At 56.1% G+C, this 19,434-nt stretch carries 21 protein-coding genes and 1 pseudogene; 11 read left to right on the top strand and 11 right to left on the bottom strand.

Going from position 1 to position 19,434, the window contains the following annotated elements:
* The first annotated feature begins 175 nt into the window (after positions 1–175).
* The 3 genes from JZ655_RS02590 (at position 176) to yjiA (ending at position 3,593) form a co-directional block, all read left to right on the top strand.
* Positions 176–2,329: a carbon starvation CstA family protein gene (locus tag JZ655_RS02590; RefSeq protein ID WP_207292930.1), complete on the top strand. Its 2,154-nt coding sequence runs from the start codon at positions 176–178 to the stop codon at positions 2,327–2,329.
* 96 nt (positions 2,330–2,425) lie between these two features.
* On the top strand, positions 2,426–2,629 hold the full coding sequence (locus tag JZ655_RS02585; protein WP_003856610.1) for a YbdD/YjiX family protein: 204 nt from the start codon (positions 2,426–2,428) through the stop codon (positions 2,627–2,629).
* Between the two features lie 10 nt (positions 2,630–2,639).
* Positions 2,640–3,593 carry a GTPase gene (yjiA, locus tag JZ655_RS02580; RefSeq protein WP_207292929.1) on the top strand — a complete coding sequence of 318 codons (954 nt, stop codon included), beginning with the start codon at positions 2,640–2,642 and terminating at the stop codon, positions 3,591–3,593.
* 35 nt (positions 3,594–3,628) lie between these two features.
* Here yjiA and JZ655_RS02575 read toward each other — a convergent pair whose 3' ends face one another.
* A complete protein-coding gene (locus tag JZ655_RS02575) occupies positions 3,629–4,108 on the bottom strand; it encodes an Hcp family type VI secretion system effector (RefSeq protein ID WP_207292928.1) in 480 nt (159 codons plus the stop codon).
* A 225-nt stretch (positions 4,109–4,333) separates the two neighbouring features.
* Positions 4,334–5,026: a hypothetical protein gene (locus JZ655_RS02570; RefSeq protein WP_207292927.1), complete on the bottom strand. Its 693-nt coding sequence runs from the start codon at positions 5,024–5,026 to the stop codon at positions 4,334–4,336.
* A 546-nt stretch (positions 5,027–5,572) separates the two neighbouring features.
* On the opposite strand from JZ655_RS02570, the gene JZ655_RS02565 reads away from it, so the two are divergent.
* Complete coding sequence (locus JZ655_RS02565; protein ID WP_207292926.1) at positions 5,573–6,118, top strand: YfaZ family outer membrane protein; 546 nt, start codon at positions 5,573–5,575, stop codon at positions 6,116–6,118.
* Positions 6,119–6,173: 55 nt separating this feature from the next.
* Here JZ655_RS02565 and JZ655_RS02560 read toward each other — a convergent pair whose 3' ends face one another.
* Both JZ655_RS02560 and JZ655_RS21320 read right to left on the bottom strand, forming a co-directional pair.
* Positions 6,174–7,544, bottom strand: a complete 1,371-nt coding sequence (locus tag JZ655_RS02560) for an NAD-dependent succinate-semialdehyde dehydrogenase (RefSeq protein WP_040077323.1) — start codon at positions 7,542–7,544, stop codon at positions 6,174–6,176.
* Positions 7,545–7,648: 104 nt separating this feature from the next.
* Positions 7,649–7,771: pseudogene (locus JZ655_RS21320) on the bottom strand (hypothetical protein); the annotation flags it as partial.
* Between the two features lie 117 nt (positions 7,772–7,888).
* Here JZ655_RS21320 and JZ655_RS02555 point away from each other — a divergent pair.
* The 4 genes from JZ655_RS02555 to JZ655_RS02540 all read left to right on the top strand — a co-directional run bounded on the left by JZ655_RS02555 (position 7,889) and on the right by JZ655_RS02540 (position 10,913).
* The gene (locus JZ655_RS02555; protein ID WP_046886487.1) at positions 7,889–8,632 is read left to right on the top strand and encodes a helix-turn-helix transcriptional regulator; all 744 of its coding nucleotides are present in this window, start codon (positions 7,889–7,891) and stop codon (positions 8,630–8,632) included.
* Positions 8,633–8,677: 45 nt separating this feature from the next.
* Positions 8,678–9,343, top strand: coding sequence for a LysE family translocator (locus JZ655_RS02550; RefSeq protein WP_233801860.1), 666 nt, complete (start codon positions 8,678–8,680; stop codon positions 9,341–9,343).
* 4 nt (positions 9,344–9,347) lie between these two features.
* Positions 9,348–10,616, top strand: a complete 1,269-nt coding sequence (locus JZ655_RS02545) for a DUF445 domain-containing protein (protein WP_207292925.1) — start codon at positions 9,348–9,350, stop codon at positions 10,614–10,616.
* Between the two features lie 129 nt (positions 10,617–10,745).
* A complete protein-coding gene (locus JZ655_RS02540) occupies positions 10,746–10,913 on the top strand; it encodes a tautomerase family protein (RefSeq protein ID WP_242637298.1) in 168 nt (55 codons plus the stop codon).
* Here JZ655_RS02540 and JZ655_RS02535 read toward each other — a convergent pair.
* The 5 genes from JZ655_RS02535 to JZ655_RS02515 all read right to left on the bottom strand — a co-directional run bounded on the left by JZ655_RS02535 (position 10,904) and on the right by JZ655_RS02515 (position 15,749).
* Entirely contained in the window at positions 10,904–11,968 is a 1,065-nt protein-coding gene (locus JZ655_RS02535; RefSeq protein WP_040077328.1) for a DUF2955 domain-containing protein, read from the bottom strand. The genes JZ655_RS02540 and JZ655_RS02535 overlap by 10 nt on opposite strands.
* On the bottom strand, positions 11,958–13,025 hold the full coding sequence (locus JZ655_RS02530) for an HlyD family secretion protein (RefSeq protein ID WP_207293803.1): 1,068 nt from the start codon (positions 13,023–13,025) through the stop codon (positions 11,958–11,960). Before JZ655_RS02530 ends, JZ655_RS02535 begins: the two co-directional genes overlap by 11 nt.
* On the bottom strand, positions 13,022–13,492 hold the full coding sequence (locus JZ655_RS02525) for a MarR family winged helix-turn-helix transcriptional regulator (protein WP_040077330.1): 471 nt from the start codon (positions 13,490–13,492) through the stop codon (positions 13,022–13,024). The genes JZ655_RS02530 and JZ655_RS02525 overlap by 4 nt, the downstream gene beginning before the upstream one ends.
* A gap of 110 nt (positions 13,493–13,602) precedes the next feature.
* Positions 13,603–14,205 carry a YcxB family protein gene (locus JZ655_RS02520; protein WP_046886484.1) on the bottom strand — a complete coding sequence of 201 codons (603 nt, stop codon included), beginning with the start codon at positions 14,203–14,205 and terminating at the stop codon, positions 13,603–13,605.
* Between the two features lie 134 nt (positions 14,206–14,339).
* Positions 14,340–15,749 carry an aldehyde dehydrogenase family protein gene (locus tag JZ655_RS02515; protein ID WP_207292924.1) on the bottom strand — a complete coding sequence of 470 codons (1,410 nt, stop codon included), beginning with the start codon at positions 15,747–15,749 and terminating at the stop codon, positions 14,340–14,342.
* Positions 15,750–15,849: 100 nt separating this feature from the next.
* On the opposite strand from JZ655_RS02515, the gene JZ655_RS02510 reads away from it, so the two are divergent.
* A complete protein-coding gene (locus JZ655_RS02510) occupies positions 15,850–16,749 on the top strand; it encodes a LysR family transcriptional regulator (RefSeq protein ID WP_207292923.1) in 900 nt (299 codons plus the stop codon).
* On the opposite strand, the gene JZ655_RS02505 is transcribed toward JZ655_RS02510, so the two are convergent.
* Positions 16,739–17,215, bottom strand: coding sequence for a carboxymuconolactone decarboxylase family protein (locus tag JZ655_RS02505; protein WP_040077335.1), 477 nt, complete (start codon positions 17,213–17,215; stop codon positions 16,739–16,741). The two genes, JZ655_RS02510 and JZ655_RS02505, sit on opposite strands and share 11 nt — an antisense overlap.
* A 102-nt stretch (positions 17,216–17,317) precedes the next feature.
* Between JZ655_RS02505 and pdxR the strand changes: the two genes are divergently transcribed.
* Positions 17,318–18,709 carry a MocR-like pyridoxine biosynthesis transcription factor PdxR gene (gene pdxR, locus JZ655_RS02500; protein WP_207292922.1) on the top strand — a complete coding sequence of 464 codons (1,392 nt, stop codon included), beginning with the start codon at positions 17,318–17,320 and terminating at the stop codon, positions 18,707–18,709.
* A gap of 103 nt (positions 18,710–18,812) precedes the next feature.
* Positions 18,813–19,067, top strand: a complete 255-nt coding sequence (locus JZ655_RS02495; RefSeq protein WP_040078604.1) for a DUF4282 domain-containing protein — start codon at positions 18,813–18,815, stop codon at positions 19,065–19,067.
* 24 nt (positions 19,068–19,091) lie between these two features.
* Here the strand turns inward: JZ655_RS02495 and JZ655_RS02490 are convergent, their stop codons facing one another.
* Entirely contained in the window at positions 19,092–19,283 is a 192-nt protein-coding gene (locus JZ655_RS02490; RefSeq protein ID WP_040077337.1) for a DUF1127 domain-containing protein, read from the bottom strand.
* Positions 19,284–19,434 lie beyond the last annotated feature (151 nt).

The raw sequence follows: 19,434 nt of genomic DNA, 5'->3' as shown, positions 1-19,434 counted from the left end.
ACACGGCGAGCCTCAACCGCTCGCCCTCTTTTTTGACCGTTCATCGCCCCATTTAACCACTCACGCATTTACCGTCCTTTACGCGCGCGGGGATCTGGCACGATCGCCGTAGCATTACTCACTACATCTACAACATACCCTGACCCTTTTTTCAGCTAAAAAACCAGGTCTTATTATGGATACCAAAAAACTACTTAAGCACGTGCCCTGGGCGCTCCTCGGGATCCTCGGCGCTTTCTGTCTGGCAGTGGTTGCACTACGCCGGGGCGAGCACGTTAGCGCCCTGTGGATCGTGGTCGCCTCCGTCTCTGTCTATTTAGTGGCCTACCGCTACTACAGCTTATACATCGCGCAGAAGGTCATGAAGCTCGACCCTACGCGCGCTACCCCGGCGGTCATTAATAATGACGGCCTGAACTACGTGCCAACTAACCGCTACGTGCTGTTTGGCCACCACTTTGCCGCGATCGCCGGCGCGGGTCCGCTGGTCGGCCCGGTACTGGCCGCGCAGATGGGCTACCTGCCGGGTACCCTCTGGCTGCTCGCAGGCGTAGTGCTGGCAGGCGCGGTGCAGGACTTTATGGTGCTGTTTATCTCCTCGCGCCGTAACGGCTCCTCGCTGGGTGAGATGATCAAAGAAGAGATGGGCCGCGTGCCGGGGACTATCGCCCTGTTCGGCTGCTTCCTGATTATGATCATCATCCTCGCGGTGCTGGCCCTGATCGTGGTGAAAGCGCTGGCTGAAAGTCCGTGGGGCGTCTTTACCGTCTGCTCTACCGTACCAATTGCGCTCTTTATGGGCATTTACATGCGCTTCCTGCGCCCTGGCCGCGTAGGCGAGGTGTCGGTGATTGGTATCGTGCTGCTGGTGGCCTCAATCTACTTTGGCGGCATCATCGCCCACGACCCTTACTGGGGCCCGGCACTGACCTTCAAAGACACCACCATTACCTTTGCGCTGATTGGCTATGCGTTCATCTCCGCCCTGCTGCCGGTCTGGCTGATCCTGGCCCCGCGTGACTATCTGGCCACCTTCCTGAAAATCGGCGTTATCGTGGGCCTGGCGATCGGGATTGTGATCATCAACCCTGAGCTGAAAATGCCGGCGGTCACCCAGTACATCGATGGTACCGGTCCGCTGTGGAAGGGGGCGCTGTTCCCGTTCCTGTTTATCACCATCGCCTGTGGCGCCGTGTCTGGCTTCCACGCACTCATCGCTTCCGGCACCACGCCGAAGCTGATGGCTAACGAAACTGACGCGCGCTTTATCGGTTATGGCGCGATGCTGATGGAGTCCTTTGTGGCGATCATGGCGCTGGTTGCAGCCTCCATTATCGAACCGGGTCTCTACTTTGCGATGAACACCCCGCCAGCCGGTCTGGGCATCACCATGCCAAACCTGCATGAGATGGGCGGCGAAAATACCGCAATGATCATGGCGCAGCTGAGAGAGGCCAGCGCACATGCGGCGGCAACCGTCAGCTCCTGGGGCTTTGTGATCTCGCCTGAGCAGATCATGCAGACCGCGAAAGACATCGGCGAACCATCGGTACTGAACCGTGCTGGCGGCGCACCGACGCTGGCTGTGGGTATCGCCCACGTTTTCCACAAAGTGCTGCCGTGGGCGGACATGGGCTTCTGGTACCACTTCGGTATTCTGTTTGAAGCGCTGTTTATCCTCACCGCGCTGGACGCGGGTACCCGTGCAGGCCGCTTTATGCTGCAGGATTTACTCGGTAACTTCGTGCCGTTCCTGAAGAAAACCGATTCCCTGGTGGCGGGCGTTCTGGGTACCGCGGGCTGCGTCGGTCTGTGGGGTTACCTGCTGTATCAGGGCGTGGTCGATCCACTGGGCGGCGTGAAGAGCCTGTGGCCGCTGTTCGGTATCTCTAACCAGATGCTGGCGGCCGTGGCGCTGGTGCTTGGCACCGTGGTACTGGTGAAGATGAAGCGCACCAAATACATCTGGGTGACGGTAGTACCGGCCTGCTGGCTGCTGCTCTGCACGACCTGGGCGCTGGGCCTGAAGCTCTTCAGTTCCAACCCACAGCTGGAAGGCTTCTTCTTTATGGCTAACCAGTACAAAGAGAAGATTGCCGCTGGCGGCGCGGATCTGACCGCGCAGCAGATTGCCAACATGAACCATATCGTGGTGAACAACTATACCAACGCAGGTCTGAGTATTCTGTTCCTGGTGGTGGTGTATAGCATTATCTTCTACGGCATCAAAACCTGGATGAAAGTGCGTAATACCGACGGTCGTACGGATAAAGAGACCCCATACGTGCCGGTACCGGAAGGCGGCGTGAAGACCTCTTCACACCATTAAACCTTCCCCCTCACCCTAACCCTCTCCCTCAAGGGAGAGGGGACTGCCCGGCGCGCTCTTTTCTCCCTCGCCGGGCTTTTTTGTCTGGAAGGCATAATGTTTGGTAATTTAGGCGAAGCAAAAAAATACCTCGGTCAGGCGGCGAAAATGCTGATTGGCATTCCGGACTATGACAACTACGTTGAACATATGAAGACCAACCACCCGGATAAGCCGTACATGACCTACACCGAATTCTTCCGCGAGCGACAAGAAGCGCGCTACGGCGGAAGTGGAGAAGGCGGCGTTCGCTGCTGCTAAAGGAGAGACCATGACCCCGATTGCCGTTACTCTGCTCACCGGCTTTCTTGGCGCCGGTAAAACGACCCTGCTGCGCCACATCCTCAACGAACAGCACGGTTTCAAAATCGCCGTCATCGAGAACGAATTTGGTGAAGTGTCCGTTGACGATCAACTGATTGGCGATCGCGCCACCCAGATCAAAACCCTCACCAACGGCTGCATCTGCTGCACCCGCTCTAACGAACTCGAAGACGCCCTGCTGGATCTACTCGATAGCCGCGATCGCGGGGAGATCGACTTCGACCGCCTGGTGATTGAGTGCACCGGCATGGCCGATCCCGGCCCGATTATCCAGACCTTCTTCTCGCATGAGATCCTCTGCCAGCGCTATCTGCTCGACGGGGTGATCGCTCTGGTGGATGCAGTGCATGCCGACGAGCAGATGAACCAGTTCACCATCGCCCAGTCGCAGGTAGGCTACGCGGACCGTATCCTGCTCACCAAAACCGACGTGGCAGGCGACAGCGAGAAACTGCGCGAGCGGTTGACGCGCATTAACTCACGCGCCCCGATTTACACCGTGACGCACGGCGATATTGACCTGGCACAACTGTTCAACACCAACGGCTTTATGCTGGAAGAGAACGTCACCTCAAAACCGCGCTTTCACTTTATGGGCGACAAGCAAAATGACGTCTCGTCGATTGTGGTAGAACTGGATTACCCGGTGGATATCAGCGAAGTCTCCCGAGTGATGGAGAACCTGCTGTTGTCGTTCGCGGACAAGCTGCTGCGCTATAAAGGCATGCTATGGATCGACGGGGAGCCGAACCGTCTGCTGTTCCAGGGCGTGCAGCGACTCTATAGCGCCGACTGGGACAGACCCTGGGGCGAAGAAGCGCCGCACAGCGTGATGGTGTTTATTGGCATTGCGCTGCCGGAAGAGGAGATTCGGGCGGCATTTGCGGGGCTGCGTAAGTAAACACACTAGTGCCCTTCTCCCTTTGCAGAGGGGCACTAGCTTATACATTGAGCGTTCCACCTATCGCGATAGATAATATTGCCTTCCGTATACTTCCAGGTTATCGACTCATAACGTAATTCCAGCGTCTCCAGGTGCGTGCTGCTCAGACCATTAGGCGACAGGTACGGCGAAACCGTTATCAGCTTTACGTTATCCAGCGTGATAGTGAAATATTCAGCCTCAATGCCGGACTCCAGAATACGGTACATCCTGAAGATTGCTCTCTTCAACGTGCGCCCCTCACACACCGCGCGATAAAGGATCGGGGTTGTCTGGTCGAACTCTTTGACGACAATAATAGGGCTGTGAACCCGTGTACTGGTGAGCTTGCCCCAGTTGGGATCAACGGGAATGGTTACGCTGTGAGAGAAAGACTTTAATTCAATGGAGCCTAAGCGCAGAGGCATTAAACAGCTACCGACAATGGGAGAGCCGTTTTCATCTTCTAGCCATAAGTGTGCGGGGGCAGACATATTATTTCCTTAGTAAAATGTTGAAGGTTAACGCTTTACCACTTTACATAACGTGCAAATATATAAATTATTAAAATCGCAAAGAGACCAATAGGCCAGAGTGGGCCCTCGCGAAAAAAATGTATATATGACAATGCAAACACGATCACACATAATTGTGGCGCATATAATGCAAACAGTTGTCGACCTAACCAAAGGAGCATTCTTTTAATGTATATCATTGTCCTACCGAATCATCCTTACAATGATATCTGCAACTTCCTCGTCTGAAGCCCAATGTGCTTTTAATGCACCCGCACGCTGAAATAGAGGTTCAATCAAGAAATACATCATTTCTAACTCTTGCGTATATAATGTCGCGTAATAAGCAGGACAAGAGAATTCGAGTCTACGAGCGCTATCGGCGGCCTTTTGAACAATGCCATATAGACTCACCCCCACTGTAGCTATACCAGCTATACGTCCTACAAGGACACTCATTTCAAGTCGAAGACCCATGCCCACAGCGACGGAGGTTGCCGTAGCTAATGCGAACCCGACTCTGGAAAGAGAGCTAGCAGCAATATGAACATTCGCAGCCATCAACATCTTTTTGATTCTGTCTAATTGTTCAGCAGTTTTATTTTTAAATATTTCCTCAAAATATACTTTGAGCAATTCATAAACAACATCTTTTCGTTGCAAAAGATTAACTACTCCATATAAAAATCTCCGGTCTTCAGTTTGCTGTCTTTTACACACATCCTGATACTCATCCGTAAAGCATGATGTGTAATATAATGCCCGCGTTGCACCGGCACCCATTGTTTCGATTTGATTCGTTACCGCCATCTTTACGCCTGCAACCGCATGATCAAGTTTCACTGCGAGAATCTTATTAGACTGCAAATAACTGATGACGTCGTTCCGGTAATACATGGACGCTCCTTGCCAATAATGACATCCTGCAAAAAGTGTATGTACTGCCTGTTTTCGAGTAAATGGATAAGGAGAGTTTCATTTGCGATCGCGATCAGAATTTAAAAAGACAATAAACCGGCTTATACAACCTAAGACTCACAAACGTTTTACACGCAATTTTTGGCCAAATGAAATCTGCGTCCAATATTCGCACTATCTATACGTAGAGGTGACAAAATAGTGAGTTGATTTTAACCAAAGAAATGTAAACTTACGTTGTTATATATGACAAATGAAACACTTTATAGAAATTATTAGCGGCTTAATTAATGCGTCCCGAATCACTATTCCTTCCCTGTTCAATGTCCGTTTAGAAAAAAATTAAACCTGGACTAAACGCCGAACCATTACGCATTGACGCCAGAACAAACCAACCTTTTACAAACACAAAAAGGTTAATCCATTAACAAAAACAGCATAAAACCTCGATCACCATCACATTTGCAGTCATAAACATCGCTTGCTATGGTGCCCTCAGATTAATTTGATGACGAGGAAAACCACATGAAAAAACTGAATATTTTTATTCTTGCCGCGATGACTGCGGTATCAGGTTCCGCACTGGCGATGGGCGGCAGCATTGAGCAGGGTAAAAACTACACCAACCTCAATCTGGAAATGGGTAAATCCTCGTCCGGCCTCTATGCCGAAAGCAACTGGCTGAAAAACACTGACGACGGTACGCAGACCGGTGGCGTAGGCGCAGGTTATAACCTGGAAGTGGGTCCGGTCATGCTGAACGCAGGCGCAAAAGCGATCTACATCGGCCCGAAAAAAGGCGATAACGGCGTTGCGTTCCCGATTGGCGGTGGCGTAAACGTGGCGCTGACTGACAGCATCCACGTTTTCGGTGAAGGGTATGCCGCACCGGAAGGGCTGAACAACAGCGTGAAGAACTACGTTGAAGCCAACGGTGGCGTAAGCTGGACGCCAATCAAACCCGTCACGCTGAAAGTGGGCTATCGCCACGTGAGCGTTGACGGCAAAGATGGCCGCCCTGGCCACACCCTGATCGACGGCGCTTATGTCGGCGGCGGCGTGAGCTTCTAAAGCGCCCTAAAAACAAAAAAACCTGCCGGATGGCAGGTTTTTTTTGGCTGATGCCTTACCGGCGAATGACCACCAGCTTCTGGTTCACAAACTCTTTGATCCCCAGGTCCGACAGCTCGCGTCCGTAACCGGAACGCTTCACGCCACCAAACGGCAGCTCGGCTGCGGTATCGGTGAGCCAGTTGATCCACACCATCCCGGTTTCGATACGCGAAGCCATCTTTTTAGCGCGCTCGGTGTCTTTGCTAAACACCGCTCCGCCCAGGCCGTAGTGGGAATCGTTGGCGAGGGCAACCGCCTCGTCGTCGTTTTTCACCACGTAAATCTGCGCCACCGGGCCGAAAAACTCTTCGAAGTACGCCGGGTTATCGCGGGTGATATTGGTCAGGATCGTCGGCTCGAAGAAACAGCCCTCGCGCGATACGGGCTTGCCGCCCAGATGCAGCGTCGCGCCATTTTTCACCGCCTCGTCCACCTGTTTGGTCAGGGTTTCCAGCGCGTCTTTGGACGACAGCGGCCCCAGAGTGGTGCTCTCGTCAAGCGGGTCGCCAACCTTCAGCTGTTTGAAAGCCTCGGTATATTTTTGCAGGAACTGCTCAGCGATGCCTTCGTGCAGGATAAAGCGTTTTGCAGCGGTACAGACCTGCCCGGCGTTAGCGATACGGGCGTTAACCCCGATTTTCACCGCCTTCTCCACATCCGCATCGTCCAGTACCACGAACACGTCATTACCGCCCAGTTCGAGGGTCGATTTTTTGATGTGCTTCGCCGCCTGAGCGGCCACCACGCTACCGGCCTTTTCCGAGCCCGTCAGCGCTGCGCCCTGCACGCGATCGTCGGCGATGATGTTCGCCACCTGATCTGAAGAGATAAAGAGGTTAGTCCATGCCCCTTCCGGCGCACCGGCTTCGCGCACCAGGTGGGCAAAGGCTTCGGCACAGTGCGGCACGATGCTGGCATGTTTGGCAAGCACCGGGTTACCGGCCGCCAGGTTCGGCGCCAGCACGCGCATCAGCTGGTAGAACGGGAAGTTCCACGGCTCCACGGCCATCACCACGCCAATCGGGTGATGCTCAACCCAGGCTTCGCCCATCTCGGAAGGGTATTTCACCGGTGCAAGAAATTGCTTCGCGTTATCAGCGTAGTAGCGGGCAATTTGCGCACAGAGCTTCACCTCGCCGCGACTCTGCTCAATGAGTTTACCCATCTCCGTACTGGCAATCTTCGCCAGCTCTTCGGTTCGCGCATCGATCAGATCCGCCAGTTTATGCAGCACCGGCAGGCGTTTATCGATACTGCCTTTCGCCCACTCGGAGTGATAAAGCGCGTCCGCCGTCTTCAGCGCCGCTTCGATATCGGCATCGGTATGGGAGGGGTATTCCTTGATGAGCTTGTTGGTAGCAGGATTCACTGTTTGATAAGCCATTATTGCCTCCTTTTTTAACGCAGAGGCTTATAAGGGTAGTCAAAATGGCTGGGGTTGAAGGTAAAGTTCGGTATATTCGCAGCACTACATCGAGGTGGCGTGGGTTATTTTGGCCAGCATCGTGTCGCGTAAAACCGGGTTTGGTACCCTTTCCTGGGACCTTTTAACCACGCTCTGACCTCCGCATCGATACGCACCGAGGCCTGCGTTTTTAACGGCCTCGCAAATCCCAAAGCGTGCTCGCAAAAATATCCGGCTGGCAACGCCAGAGAACAAGGGACAGCAGGACACCTCCCCCCTCCCATGCTATAACACCCCTCTACGCCCCCGCACAGGCACCCTTTATGACTCAGACTCGCCACGTCAATCAGACCTTCCTCCGCCGGCCCGGCGTTGAGCTGCGCAGCACCTGGCAGAGCACCCAGGCCTATAAAAGTCACAGCCATGCGCAACTCTCCATTGGCGCCATCCTTGAAGGGCAGACCTGCTGCACGTGCGAGGGTGAAGCGTTGATCCTTCAGCCTGGCGATTTGATTGTCATCCCCGCCCATATGCCGCACAGTTGCAATCCGCTGGCGGGACAGCCTCGCAGCTACCACATGCTCTATCTTGATACCGACATCCAGCCGCGGCAGCAGGTGATCCGCAGCGACGCGCTGTTCAGCCTCTATCTCGAGATCGTCAATACGCTATCGCCCACGGCCATTACGCGCCTGCTAACAACCCTTGCCACACAGCCCACCGCCTGCGGATCCCTGCGCCCTACCAGCCTTGCGTTGCAAGACGCATTGCGCCACAGCCTGCACGCCCCGCCCTCGCTGGACGCCTTCGCCCGGCGCTTTTCGCTACGCAAAGAGACCTTAATCAGAACCTTTAAGCAAGATACCGGCCTGACGCCCGGCGCCTTTCTGAACGTTTCACGTATTGAGTTCGCTAAAGCGCGGCTGCGTGCCGGAGATGACATTGCCGACGTCAGCTACCAGAGCGGTTTTGCCGATCAGAGTCATTTCCATAAAACCTTTGTCCGCTATACCGCCGCCACGCCGCGCCAGTACGCGACGGGTCGATCAATATCTGACAATAATTAACTCGCGCCTCACTCCAGGATGACCTTAGTATTTATTGATGAGGTCATGATGGAACTGCTTAGCACACTTTTTCCCTCCGCGTTTCTCGCCCTGGCGCTGGCCCATTTCGTGGCGCTGTTAAGCCCGGGTCCTGATTTCTTTTTACTGATAGGGTTTGCCGCCCGCCACCGCCTACGCGGTAGCGCCGGGTTATGCGTAGGCATCGCCGCAGGCAATGGGCTGTACATACTGCTGGTGATTTTGGGATCCCACGCGCTGCGTCAGTTCACGCTGCTCTTTACGCTGATTGAGCTACTGGGCGCGCTTTATCTGCTGTGGCTCGGCTGGCTGCTGGTGCGTAGCCCGGCGAGGCCACTCAGGTTATCCGGCACAGCGCAACGCTACCCCTCCTGGCGCAGGCAGCTCCTGCTGGGGCTGGGGTCGGCGCTGTTAAATCCGAAAAATGCCCTTTTCTATCTGGCACTCATGACCGCTCTGCTGGGGCCAGATGTCACCCTGGTGCAGCAGTCGGTGAGCGGTATCTGGATGGTCATGGTGGTGCTGACGTGGGATCTGGCCCTGGTCTCCTGTCTCGCCCTGCCTGCGGTACAAGCGCGTCTGTGCAACAACGTATGGAAAATCGAGCGTACGGCGGGCGCGATACTGCTGCTCTTCGGCGCCGGGATTATCGTCCGATTTTTGCATCTTCTTCCCGCTTCACTCTATCCTTAACCCTATGGAAAAATTAGCTGAACTCAAACGCGCCAAGCTGCTGGCGCTGTCGCTGCTGCTGATCGCCGCCGCGACCTTTATCGCCACCCTCTTTTTGCCGCAAACTTTCTGGGTGCGCGGCGTCAAAGCCATTGCTGAAGCGGCGATGGTGGGGGCGCTGGCAGACTGGTTTGCGGTCGTTGCCCTGTTTCGCCGGGTGCCCATTCCGTTTATTGCCCGCCATACGGCGATTATTCCGCGCAATAAGGACCGGATCGGCGACAATCTCGGGCAGTTCGTGCAGGAGAAGTTTCTTGATACCCAGTCGCTCCTCACCCTCATTCGCCGTCACGAACCGGCCCTGTTGATTGGCAACTGGTTCAGCCAGCCGGATAACGCGCAGCGCGTGGGGCTGCATATCATGCAGGTAATGAGCGGTTTCCTGGAACTGACCGATGATGGGCGCATTCGGCGGATGCTCAAACGCGCCGTCCATAAGGCGCTCGATAAGGTCGATTTTAGCGAAACCAGCGCCGCCATGCTGGAGAGCATGACGAAGAATGGCCGCCACCAGGTGCTGCTGGATGCGGTGATTAATCGCCTGATCACCCTGTTACAGCGCGACAGCACCCGAGATTTTATCGCCGCGCAAATTGTCCACTGGCTGAAGACCGAACACCCACGCAAAGCAATGGTTCTCCCTACCGAGTGGCTGGGAGATCAGAGCGCCGAAGTGGTGTCGAACGCGGTCAATGCCATTCTGGATGACGTGAGCCACGACCGCACCCACCAGATCCGCCAGGCCTTTGACCGGGCGGTGCTGAAGCTGGTTGAAAACCTGAAAAACGACCCGGAAACCGCCGCCAAAGCCGAGAACATCAAAACCTATCTCAAGAACGACGAGGCCTTTAACCGCTACCTGGGTGAGATGTGGGGCGACCTGCGTCAATGGCTGAAGAGCGACATGCAGAGCGAGGACTCCCGGGTTAAACAGCGCATCGCCAACGCCGGACTGTGGTTTGGTGAGACCCTGGTTGCCGATAGCAACCTGCGCAACTCGCTCAATGAGCACCTGGAACAGGCCGCGCACCGCGTGGCGCCAGAGTTCGCCACCTTCCTTACCCGCCATATCAGCGACACGGTAAAAGGCTGGGATGCCAAAGACATGTCGCACCAGATTGAGTTAAACATCGGCAAAGATCTGCAGTTTATCCGCGTCAACGGCACCCTCGTGGGCGGGACCATTGGTCTTATCCTGTTCCTTCTCTCGCAAATACCGACGTTTATCCATTAAGCGCTCTGAGGATCAGCGCGTGCATACTACTCACCGCGGCATTGGTGGATCGGTCGCACGTATACAGCGCCATTCCCAGCTCTCCGGCGTCGGGCAGCAGGCCGCGGTCGGTCTGTAGCGCGTCATATCGTGGCGGGAAAACCGCGAAGTGAGGCGCAAAAAGCCGCCTTTTATCGCCGGCTGGCCTCAGAGCTGAGCCAGCAGATGGGCATTGCAGAAGCCGACGTGATGGTCGTGATACAGTTTACGGCCGCTGAAGACTGGAGCTTCAGCGGCGGCATACTGTATCAACCCTGAATCACGTAGCGGGTGGGGGCGAAACAGTTCAGAACCCGGTGCACCAGAAAGACCAGCGTCAGGGTCACCACCAGCGCCACGGTCACCGAGACGATGCGGTAGAGGTCGCTGAAGACCAGATCGCTATCCGGGTGCATGTTCTGACCAAACATAATGCCGATGGTGGTGGTAATGGAGAAACCGACCCCCGCCCCCACCTTCTCCATCACGTGCAGCCGGGCGCCAAACGCCAGCCCGAGGGCAATCAGCGGCATCATCAACAGCATATGGCTGCTGTGATCGTACAGCACCAGCTGCACCACCAGAATGTACAGACACCCCATCACAACGCCCACCACGCGCCAGATGGAGCTCATCACCGCGCCGCGATAGTTCATCGGAAAGAGGATCAAGATACCCGCCATCAGCGCGGAGAGAGAGTCGCTAAGGTCACTGATCTGAAACACCACAAAAATCAGGGTCGCCACGGTGCCGGAAAGCAAAGACTCATGGCGCACGCGGGCGTCGTCTTTCTCGATCAACGGTGGCGGCTTGCGTGGCTCAACGTCCGGCAGCAGGTAGTTCATCAGCGCGCTCAGGCACACCGCCATCACGCTGGCCTCGATGTTGGAAAAGAGCAGCGTATGCCAGTCCGTGGTGGGATAGCTCATAAAGTTGAGCATCACGCTCTGGCACACCACGCCCATTGAGCCAAACAGGAACAGCGGCCCCTTACTCATAAAGCGAAATCGCATCACATACAGCGCAAAGACGACCGCGGTCATGATCAGCGGCCATTGTGATAGATAACCGATAATCAGCACCATTTCGACGCAATTTAGCGAGGCGCTGAAGATAAATTGTTTCGCAACGTGGCGATTAAAGACCGGCACCAGCGACAGCAACATGATCGGGTAGACCACAAAAAAGACGCCATAGCTGGTGTTGTAAAAGCTCGACACGCTAAGGGCAATCACCCCCGCCAGCACGACGCGTAGCGTCTGACGAAAATCATTAGCGGTGTAAACGATGTTGCCGTGCGGGGTGAACACCCGCGCGAGGGTATTAATAGACATAGTGCAGCAAGCTTACCAGGTGAATCTGTACGCCAGAGAAGAAGCGCGCAAACGGCCCTTCGCTGTTATAAAGCTGCACGGTAGCACGCGCGCCGGTGGGCAGATGCTTTGGCAAGGCCTCGTCCAGCGCCACGTGAATACGCATACGTTGCGCGTCGCGTACCCAGCGGGTAGAGGTCTCCGGCGCGGAAAGCTCACCGTTAACTGCCTCCTGCCCCGCCAGAATACCGGCATCGCTGCTGGTTACGTGGGCGCGGAACACCTGCCCCGGAAAGGCATCGAACACCACTGCGGCATCGGTCCCCTGGTGGGTATGACGCAGGCTTTTCTCGCGAAAATCGGCCACGATATCGGTCTGGTTGTTGACCAGCGCCAGCGCCGCCGAGCCGGACGAGGCGTAATACCCCGGACTTAGCTGCAGGTTGCTGACGGTCCCGTCGTTTTCCGCGTAGACCTTCGTCCAGCCAAGGTTAAGCTCGGCCTCTTCCAGTGCGTTACGGTACTTTTGCAGCGACACGTTGCGGGCCTCATCGCGTTCGCCGCGCTCAATGCGCAGCTGATGGAGGGTGGCTTCAAGAGTGGCAACCGACTGCTCGCTGCTCTGCCAGGTGGTGCGCACTTTATCGAGATCCGACTGCGACACATTCTGCATGCTGCTCAGACGCTGATAACGATCGAAGGTCACCTTGTCGTTACGCGCAGTGAGCTGCGCCGTTTTCAGGCTGGCCTGGGCGGCGACAATTTGTGCATCCAGCTGCTGATTAGCAAGGCGGGCCTGCTCCAGCGCAATCTGCGCCGCTTCCACTTTATTGCGGAACGGCGTTGGGTCGAGTTCAAACAGCAGATCGCCTCTCTTCACCTGGCTGTTGTTGTGGACATGCACCGCCGCCACGTAGCCCGGGACGCGGGCAGAGACCGGCGTCACCACGCGCATCACGGTGGAGTCTGGCGTCAGCGGGATCCAGATATCCGCCACGATGAAATAGACAAACATCAGCAGGAAAGAGGCAATACTCACCCTTACCCAGCGGGCAAACTTTTGTTCAGGAGTCATTATTTTTCAGTCTTGTTATCTTCTTCGCGGATTGTCCGCAAATTGCAGGCGATTTGGTTCAGTGTGGCGCTGAAAATATCGAGATGTTCTGGCGCAATGTTCTGTGACACGCGCGCCTGAAAGGTTTCGATCACCTGGCTGAGCGTGACCAGAACCGCTTTCCCCTCGGGTGTCAGCGTCAGTAGCCGGATGCGCTTGTCATAAGGCGATGTGACGCGCAGCAGATAACCCTGCTTCTCCAGCTGTGTGAGAGTGCGCATGAGCGGCGGCAGTTCAATGCCCTGTACCTCCGCCAGTTCGCTTACCGAGACGTTATCCCCCAGCTGTTTTAGCTGCATCATTACCGTCCAGCTTGACTGGGTTAACCCGGTCTCGAGAATGGCATCGTCAATCACTGCGCGCCATTGACGCACAATCATGGCCATGCGCATGCCCATAGGCCGACGGCAGAACAGATCTTCTTCACTCATGGGGGGAACCTCGCTTCACACCGCGCCACGATAATGGTTATCAGGGTAAGTATCAAGAAACGAGGTTGATAAGCGCAGGAATTGCGAACCGGTGATAGCGATTCAGGGAGTTACGGCGTCATAAGCCGTTGCCGGTGGCGTGCAATCTGTGCCGCAATAAAGTCGTAGGTTTGTGCGGCCTCATCGGGGGAGGCAAAAATGCGCTCAGGTATCACTACGCATTGATTACTTCTCAAATGGATGAAAATAAAGCCCCCTTTTCTATAGCTCTCCTTGATATTTTCCCAGTAGGTTTTGCCGCTCGCCACCCGGGTAATGTGTTCGATGAAATAGCGGTTTAGCTTAACCTTATGCTGGGTTTCGTCATCTTCCTGCTCCTGCGGCTCACGGCTGGCCATGATTTTATTAATGAGCAGTTCATAAATTTTCAGTAACAGGCCCCCGGTGCAGAAAAGGCCGAGAAGCACCATGCTGCTGTGTCTCATCCTTTCCATAAACGCTGTGTCTGGTGAGCGAGTTATACTGAGCGTGATAAGCAGAAGAAGCGTAAATAGCGCGGCGGCAGCCAGCAGCAGTATCGCCGCCCGCTTAATAAGAAAAACGCGGTCATAGGGCAAAATCAGTTCGTCTTTATGCGCGTTAATGAGCTGACTGGCGCGGGTCCGTTCTAAAACGGACAGCGAAAAAGAAAATGCCATTCTGCTTTTAATCATCTCTCCCCCTCTGCGTAATAACGATTTCCTACTGGCCTTAACTGCGCAAAGCCGGGGAGGAGGATAGCACGCTGAAACGCAGGGGCGCGGGATAAACAGGCGGGTATTTATCCTGCCCCTGGCGGGGGAAGCCCTTACCCCAGGATTGATTTCGGCTCCATATAGGCGCGTATTCCCCAGGTTCCCATTTCACGCCCTACGCCGGAGTGTTTAAACCCGCCGAAGGGGGCTTTGGGTTCATGGGTAAGGGTATTGACCAGCACCCGCCCCGCCTCTATCTGCTGCGCCACCGACCCGGCGCGCGCGCCGCCCAGCACCATCGCACTCAGGCCATAGTGCGTATCGTTGGCTATGGCGATCGCTTCAGCCTCATCGCGATAAGGAATAATGCAGAGCACCGGCCCGAAGATCTCCTCCTGGGCAATCGTCATCTGGTTATGAACGTCGCTAAACAGCGTCGGACGCACAAACCAGCCCTTTTCTGTTCCTTCCGGGCGTCCTTCACCGCCCACCAGCACCCTTGCCCCCTCGTCAATGCCCTTGCGGATATACCCCTGCACCCGCAGCCACTGCTTTTCACTCACCATGGGGCCGATTTCGGTATCGGGATGGCGCGGATCGCCAGATTTTACCGCTGCGACCGCCTGCGCCAGCGCGCTTTCGATCTCCGCTTTACGCGACGCGGGCACCAGGATACGCGTACCCGCCACGCAGGCCTGGCCGCTGTTCATAAACCCGGCCTGTACTGCCAGGGGGATCGCCTGCGCCAGATCCGCATCCTCCAGGATCAACGTTGGCGATTTGCCTCCCAGCTCCAGCGTCACCCGCTTAAAGCTGTCGGCCGCATTACGCAGGATCGCTTTGCCGGTCTGCGTCGATCCGGTAAAGGAGATTTTTGCCACGTCCGGGTGGCGGCTTATAGTGTCACCTACCGTGTCGCCGCGTCCGGTGACGATATTAAATACCCCCGGCGGCAGGCCGGCCTCGTGCAGGGCTTCGGTGACAATCTGCGTTTGCCAGGCGCTCATCTCGCTCGGCTTGATCACCGCCGTACAGCCGGCGGCCAGCGCCGCCGCCAGCTTGCCGCAGATAAATCCGGCGTCGCTGTTCCAGGGGGTGATCAGTCCTGCCACGCCAAGCGGCATCAGCTGTACGGTGGCCGCCCCGGCGCGGGTGGTAAAATCAATCGCCTCCAGCGCCTCGATGGCCTGGGCGATGACCTCCGCCGGGTAGCGCGCCATCCAGGCCGAGCGGGCGGCAGGGGCACCATACTCCTCGATCACCGCCTCCAGCAGCGCGTCCTGTCGGGCCGCCACGGCGGCGTACATCCGCTGCAGAGCCGCAATTCGCGTCGCTTTAGGGGTGTTTGCCCACGCCGGAAACGCCGCTTTTGCCGCCGCAATGGCGCGTTCGGCATCCTGACTGTCCGCAAGCCGTACCTGCCCGAACACCCGGGCGGTGGCCGGGTTCCAGAGATCAAACCGTTCGCTGCCGTGCGGGGTCACAAACTCGCCGTTAATGTAGATCTGTTCGATGTTGCGCATAAAAACCTCCTCAGACGGTGTAGAGCCAGTCTGGCACGACTACGTCGTTTCGATAATCCACGCTATGCTGCAAAGGTTATTTCGATTTTCATGATAATGTATGCATCGTTCAGGACTGACAGAGCTGGAAGTGGTGATGGCGGTTGTCCGTCGCGGCAGTTTTCGCGCGGCGGCGCAGGAGCTGGGGATGTCCGCCACGGCGGTAAGCAATGCGGTGGCCGGGCTGGAGAGCCGCCTGCAGACCCGACTCTTCAACCGCACGACCCGCAGCGTGGCGCTTACCGACGCCGGGCAGCGCTATGTGGCGCGCATTGGCCCGGCGTTACAGGAAATTCGCCAGGCCAGCGAGGAGATCCATAGCGATACCGGTGAACCCGCCGGTACGTTGCGCCTGAACGTGCCGAACAACGTGGGCGCGTTGTTTCTTGATGCCCTGCTGATTGACTATATGCAGCGCTACCCGAAAATGCGGGTCGAAACGGTAAGTGAAGCGCGAATGATCGACATCGTGGCCGAGGGTTACGATGCCGGCATCCGCCTGGCGGAGTCGGTTCCCCAGGACATGATCGCTATCCCCCTTACCGCCGATATTCGCCAGGTGGTGACCGCCACGCCGGACTATTTCGCCCGCCACGGCACCCCAACGGTGCCGGACGATCTGCTGCGGCATCAGGGGATTGGTATGCGCATGGCCCACGGCGGGAGCTATCGCTGGGAGTTGGCGCGACGCGGAGAACAGCTCGCCCTCGCAGTGCCGGCGCGCTTTGCCACCTCGGATCTGTTTGCCTCGATCCGGGCGGTAAAAGCAGGGCTGGGGGTGGGATTTTTACCGGAACTCTATATTCAGCAAGAGCTGAACCGCGGTGAGCTGATCACCGCGCTAAACGACTGGACGCAGCCTTTCGCTGGGCTGCGTCTCTACTATCCCGGTCATCGCCATATCCCGCCGGGATTGCGGGCGCTGGTGTCGATGATCCGCGAACACGGGGTTACAGGTTAGCCTTTTTCAGACCATAGGCCTCATCCAGCGCGCCGGGCACCATGCGGGAGGTGATGCCTAAGCGGTTCCAGGCATTGATGGCCACGATGGCGAAATTCAGTTCGGAAATCTCCACGTCAGAGAAGTGCTCCGCCACGCTGCGGTACAGCGCGTCGCTCACCCCGTGGGCGCTGATTTGGGTCAGCGCTTCGGTAAAGGCCAGCGCCGCTTTTTCGCGGGCGTTGAACAGCGGAGACTCACGCCAGGCGGCAAGGTGATAAAGGCGCAGTTCACGCTCACCGGCGATTTTCGCCTCCTTCGAGTGCATATCCAGACAGAACGTACAGCCGTTCAGCTGTGAAACACGAATATCAATCAGATGCTTCAGGGCCGGGTCGAGCGAGGTTTTGGCCACCGCCATGCTCAGATCGGACAGGGCTTTACTGAGGGCAGGTGTGGCTGTGTGATGATTAACGCGAGTGCTCATTTTCTTTCCTCTTTTTGGGGCGGCATAGTCATTGCGATGAGGCAAATGTACGCCGTTTATGACATAGTCAAAAGATACAAAAACCGTTAAAAGAGGTAGGACATGAAGCCGGGATATCAGCAGATTTATACCCGCTACCGGGACAATATTACGCGCGGTATCCTGAAACCTGGCGATAAAGTTCCGGCTATCCGCGTACTGGCGGCAGAGCTGAAGGTGGCGCGTAAAACCGTTGAAACCGCCTACGCCATTTTAAGCGGCGAAGGGTATCTGGTAAGCCAGGGGGCACGCGGTACGCGGGTGAATCCGGATCTGATCCTGCCCGCCAGCCCCTCCCCGTCGTCAGAGGCCGTAACCGGCACGCTGCCGGCCTCGCTTATTGCCCAGCGCGAACGGGCCGGTTTTTTACGCCCGGGTATCCCGTCGCTGGACAGCTTTCCCTATAAAAAGTGGTTGCTACTGGCAGGACAAGCGACCCGCGCCATGCGCCAGGAAGAGATGCTGAATCCGCCGGTGATGGGCTGGTATCCACTGCGCCAGGCGATTGCCAGCTATCTGAATATCTCCCGGGGACTCTCCTTCAGTGCCGAACAGGTGCTGATCACCAGCGGCTACAGCGGCAGCCTGCGTCTGATCCTCGACACGCTTGCCAGCCGTAGCGATAAGGTGCTGTTTGAAGATCCGGGCTATTTTATGGGCCAACAGCTACTAAAGCGTATTGTGCCAAACCTGCATACCGTACCGGTGGATCGCGCGGGCATGGATACCGATTATCTGCTGCGCCATCATGCGGATGCCCGCTTTGCTATCGTCACCCCCTCGCATCAGAGCCCGCTGGCGGTCACGCTGTCGCTGCCGCGCAAGCAGCAGTTACTCGACTGGGCGACCCGAAATGATGCCTGGATCATCGAAGATGACTACGACGGCGAGTTTCACTATACCCGCAAGGTGCTGCCCTCACTGAAGAGCCTTGATCGACACGATCGGGTGATCTTTATGGGCTCGTTCAGCAAAACGGTGATGCCTTCGCTGCGTCTCGGTTACGTGGTGATGCCCACCAGTACGGTACCCGCCTTTACCGACTGCGCGGATATTGTCGCCAGCGGTCAGCCGGTGCTGACGCAGAAGATCCTCACCGCATTTATTAATGATGGCCATTTCTTTCGCCATCTGAAAAAGATGCGCGCCCTGTATCAACAGCGGCGCGACTGGATGATCGCGGCGTTGCAGGAGGTGTATGGCGATCGCTTTTTCACCGAGCAAAACGACGGCGGGATGCACATCGTGGCGTTCCTCACCGCAGGCAATAACGACCGCGAGATCGCCCGCTGCTGGCAAGAGCAGCAGCTGCAGGTGAATGCGTTGTCGGAGTGGTATCGCGGTTCGGGCAAGCGCTACGGACTGGTCATGGGCTATAACAACGTGCGCTCCTGGGACGAGGCGGTGGCGTTAATTTCGCGGCCCAGGGCGCAAACACTCGAACTTTTAAAATAGCAACCCCCTGATTTCGCACTATTTTAAGGGGATATCAGGCCTGTACATCACGGCGAAGGACTTTATAATCAGCGCGCAAAATAAACATTATCAAGGATTAAAAATGAAACAACTTCTGGGATTTGACTACCTGCTCACACCGCGCGTACTGGTCTTCTTCTACTGGATCGTCATGCTGTTCATCCTGATCGGCGGGCTCTACTCCATGTTCACCGGCAGCCTGATTGCCGGCTTTTTCGGCATGCTGTTTAGCCTGATCGGCTGCCGCGTCACGTTTGAACTGATTATGGTCGCGTTCAAAAATAACGAATACCTGCGCCGCATTGCTGAAAATACCGGTAAACCTACCGCCGAGTAATGCTGTGACCCGCCGGATGAGATGTCACTTCATCCGGCCATCCTGCCCATAACGTCCCAAATCCGCCCGCGACAGACCAATATCCCGCAGATGTTCATCACTCAGCCGGTTCAGAATGCGCCGCGTCTGGTTAATGCGATACCAGCGGACAAGCAACTTTCCCATCCAGATGAACAGGTAGAACGGTCTTTTTGCCCGGTTTTCATAGAATTCCATATTGCGCTCCTCAGGTTGTCAGAGCCGTTATCATCACGGATTTCACACCCGGCAATACAGATTCAAAAATAACTTTTGTTTAACATACAGATCCGTTAAAACAGGATCTGAATGGCAATTTTTGCCCCGATCTGTACTGCTATTGAATTCT

The organism is Leclercia pneumoniae, from assembly GCF_017348915.1.
Lineage (GTDB): Bacteria > Pseudomonadota > Gammaproteobacteria > Enterobacterales > Enterobacteriaceae > Enterobacter > Enterobacter pneumoniae.
Note: the sequence above shows the minus strand (reverse complement) of the source record. Positions and strands in the feature narration are given on the sequence as shown.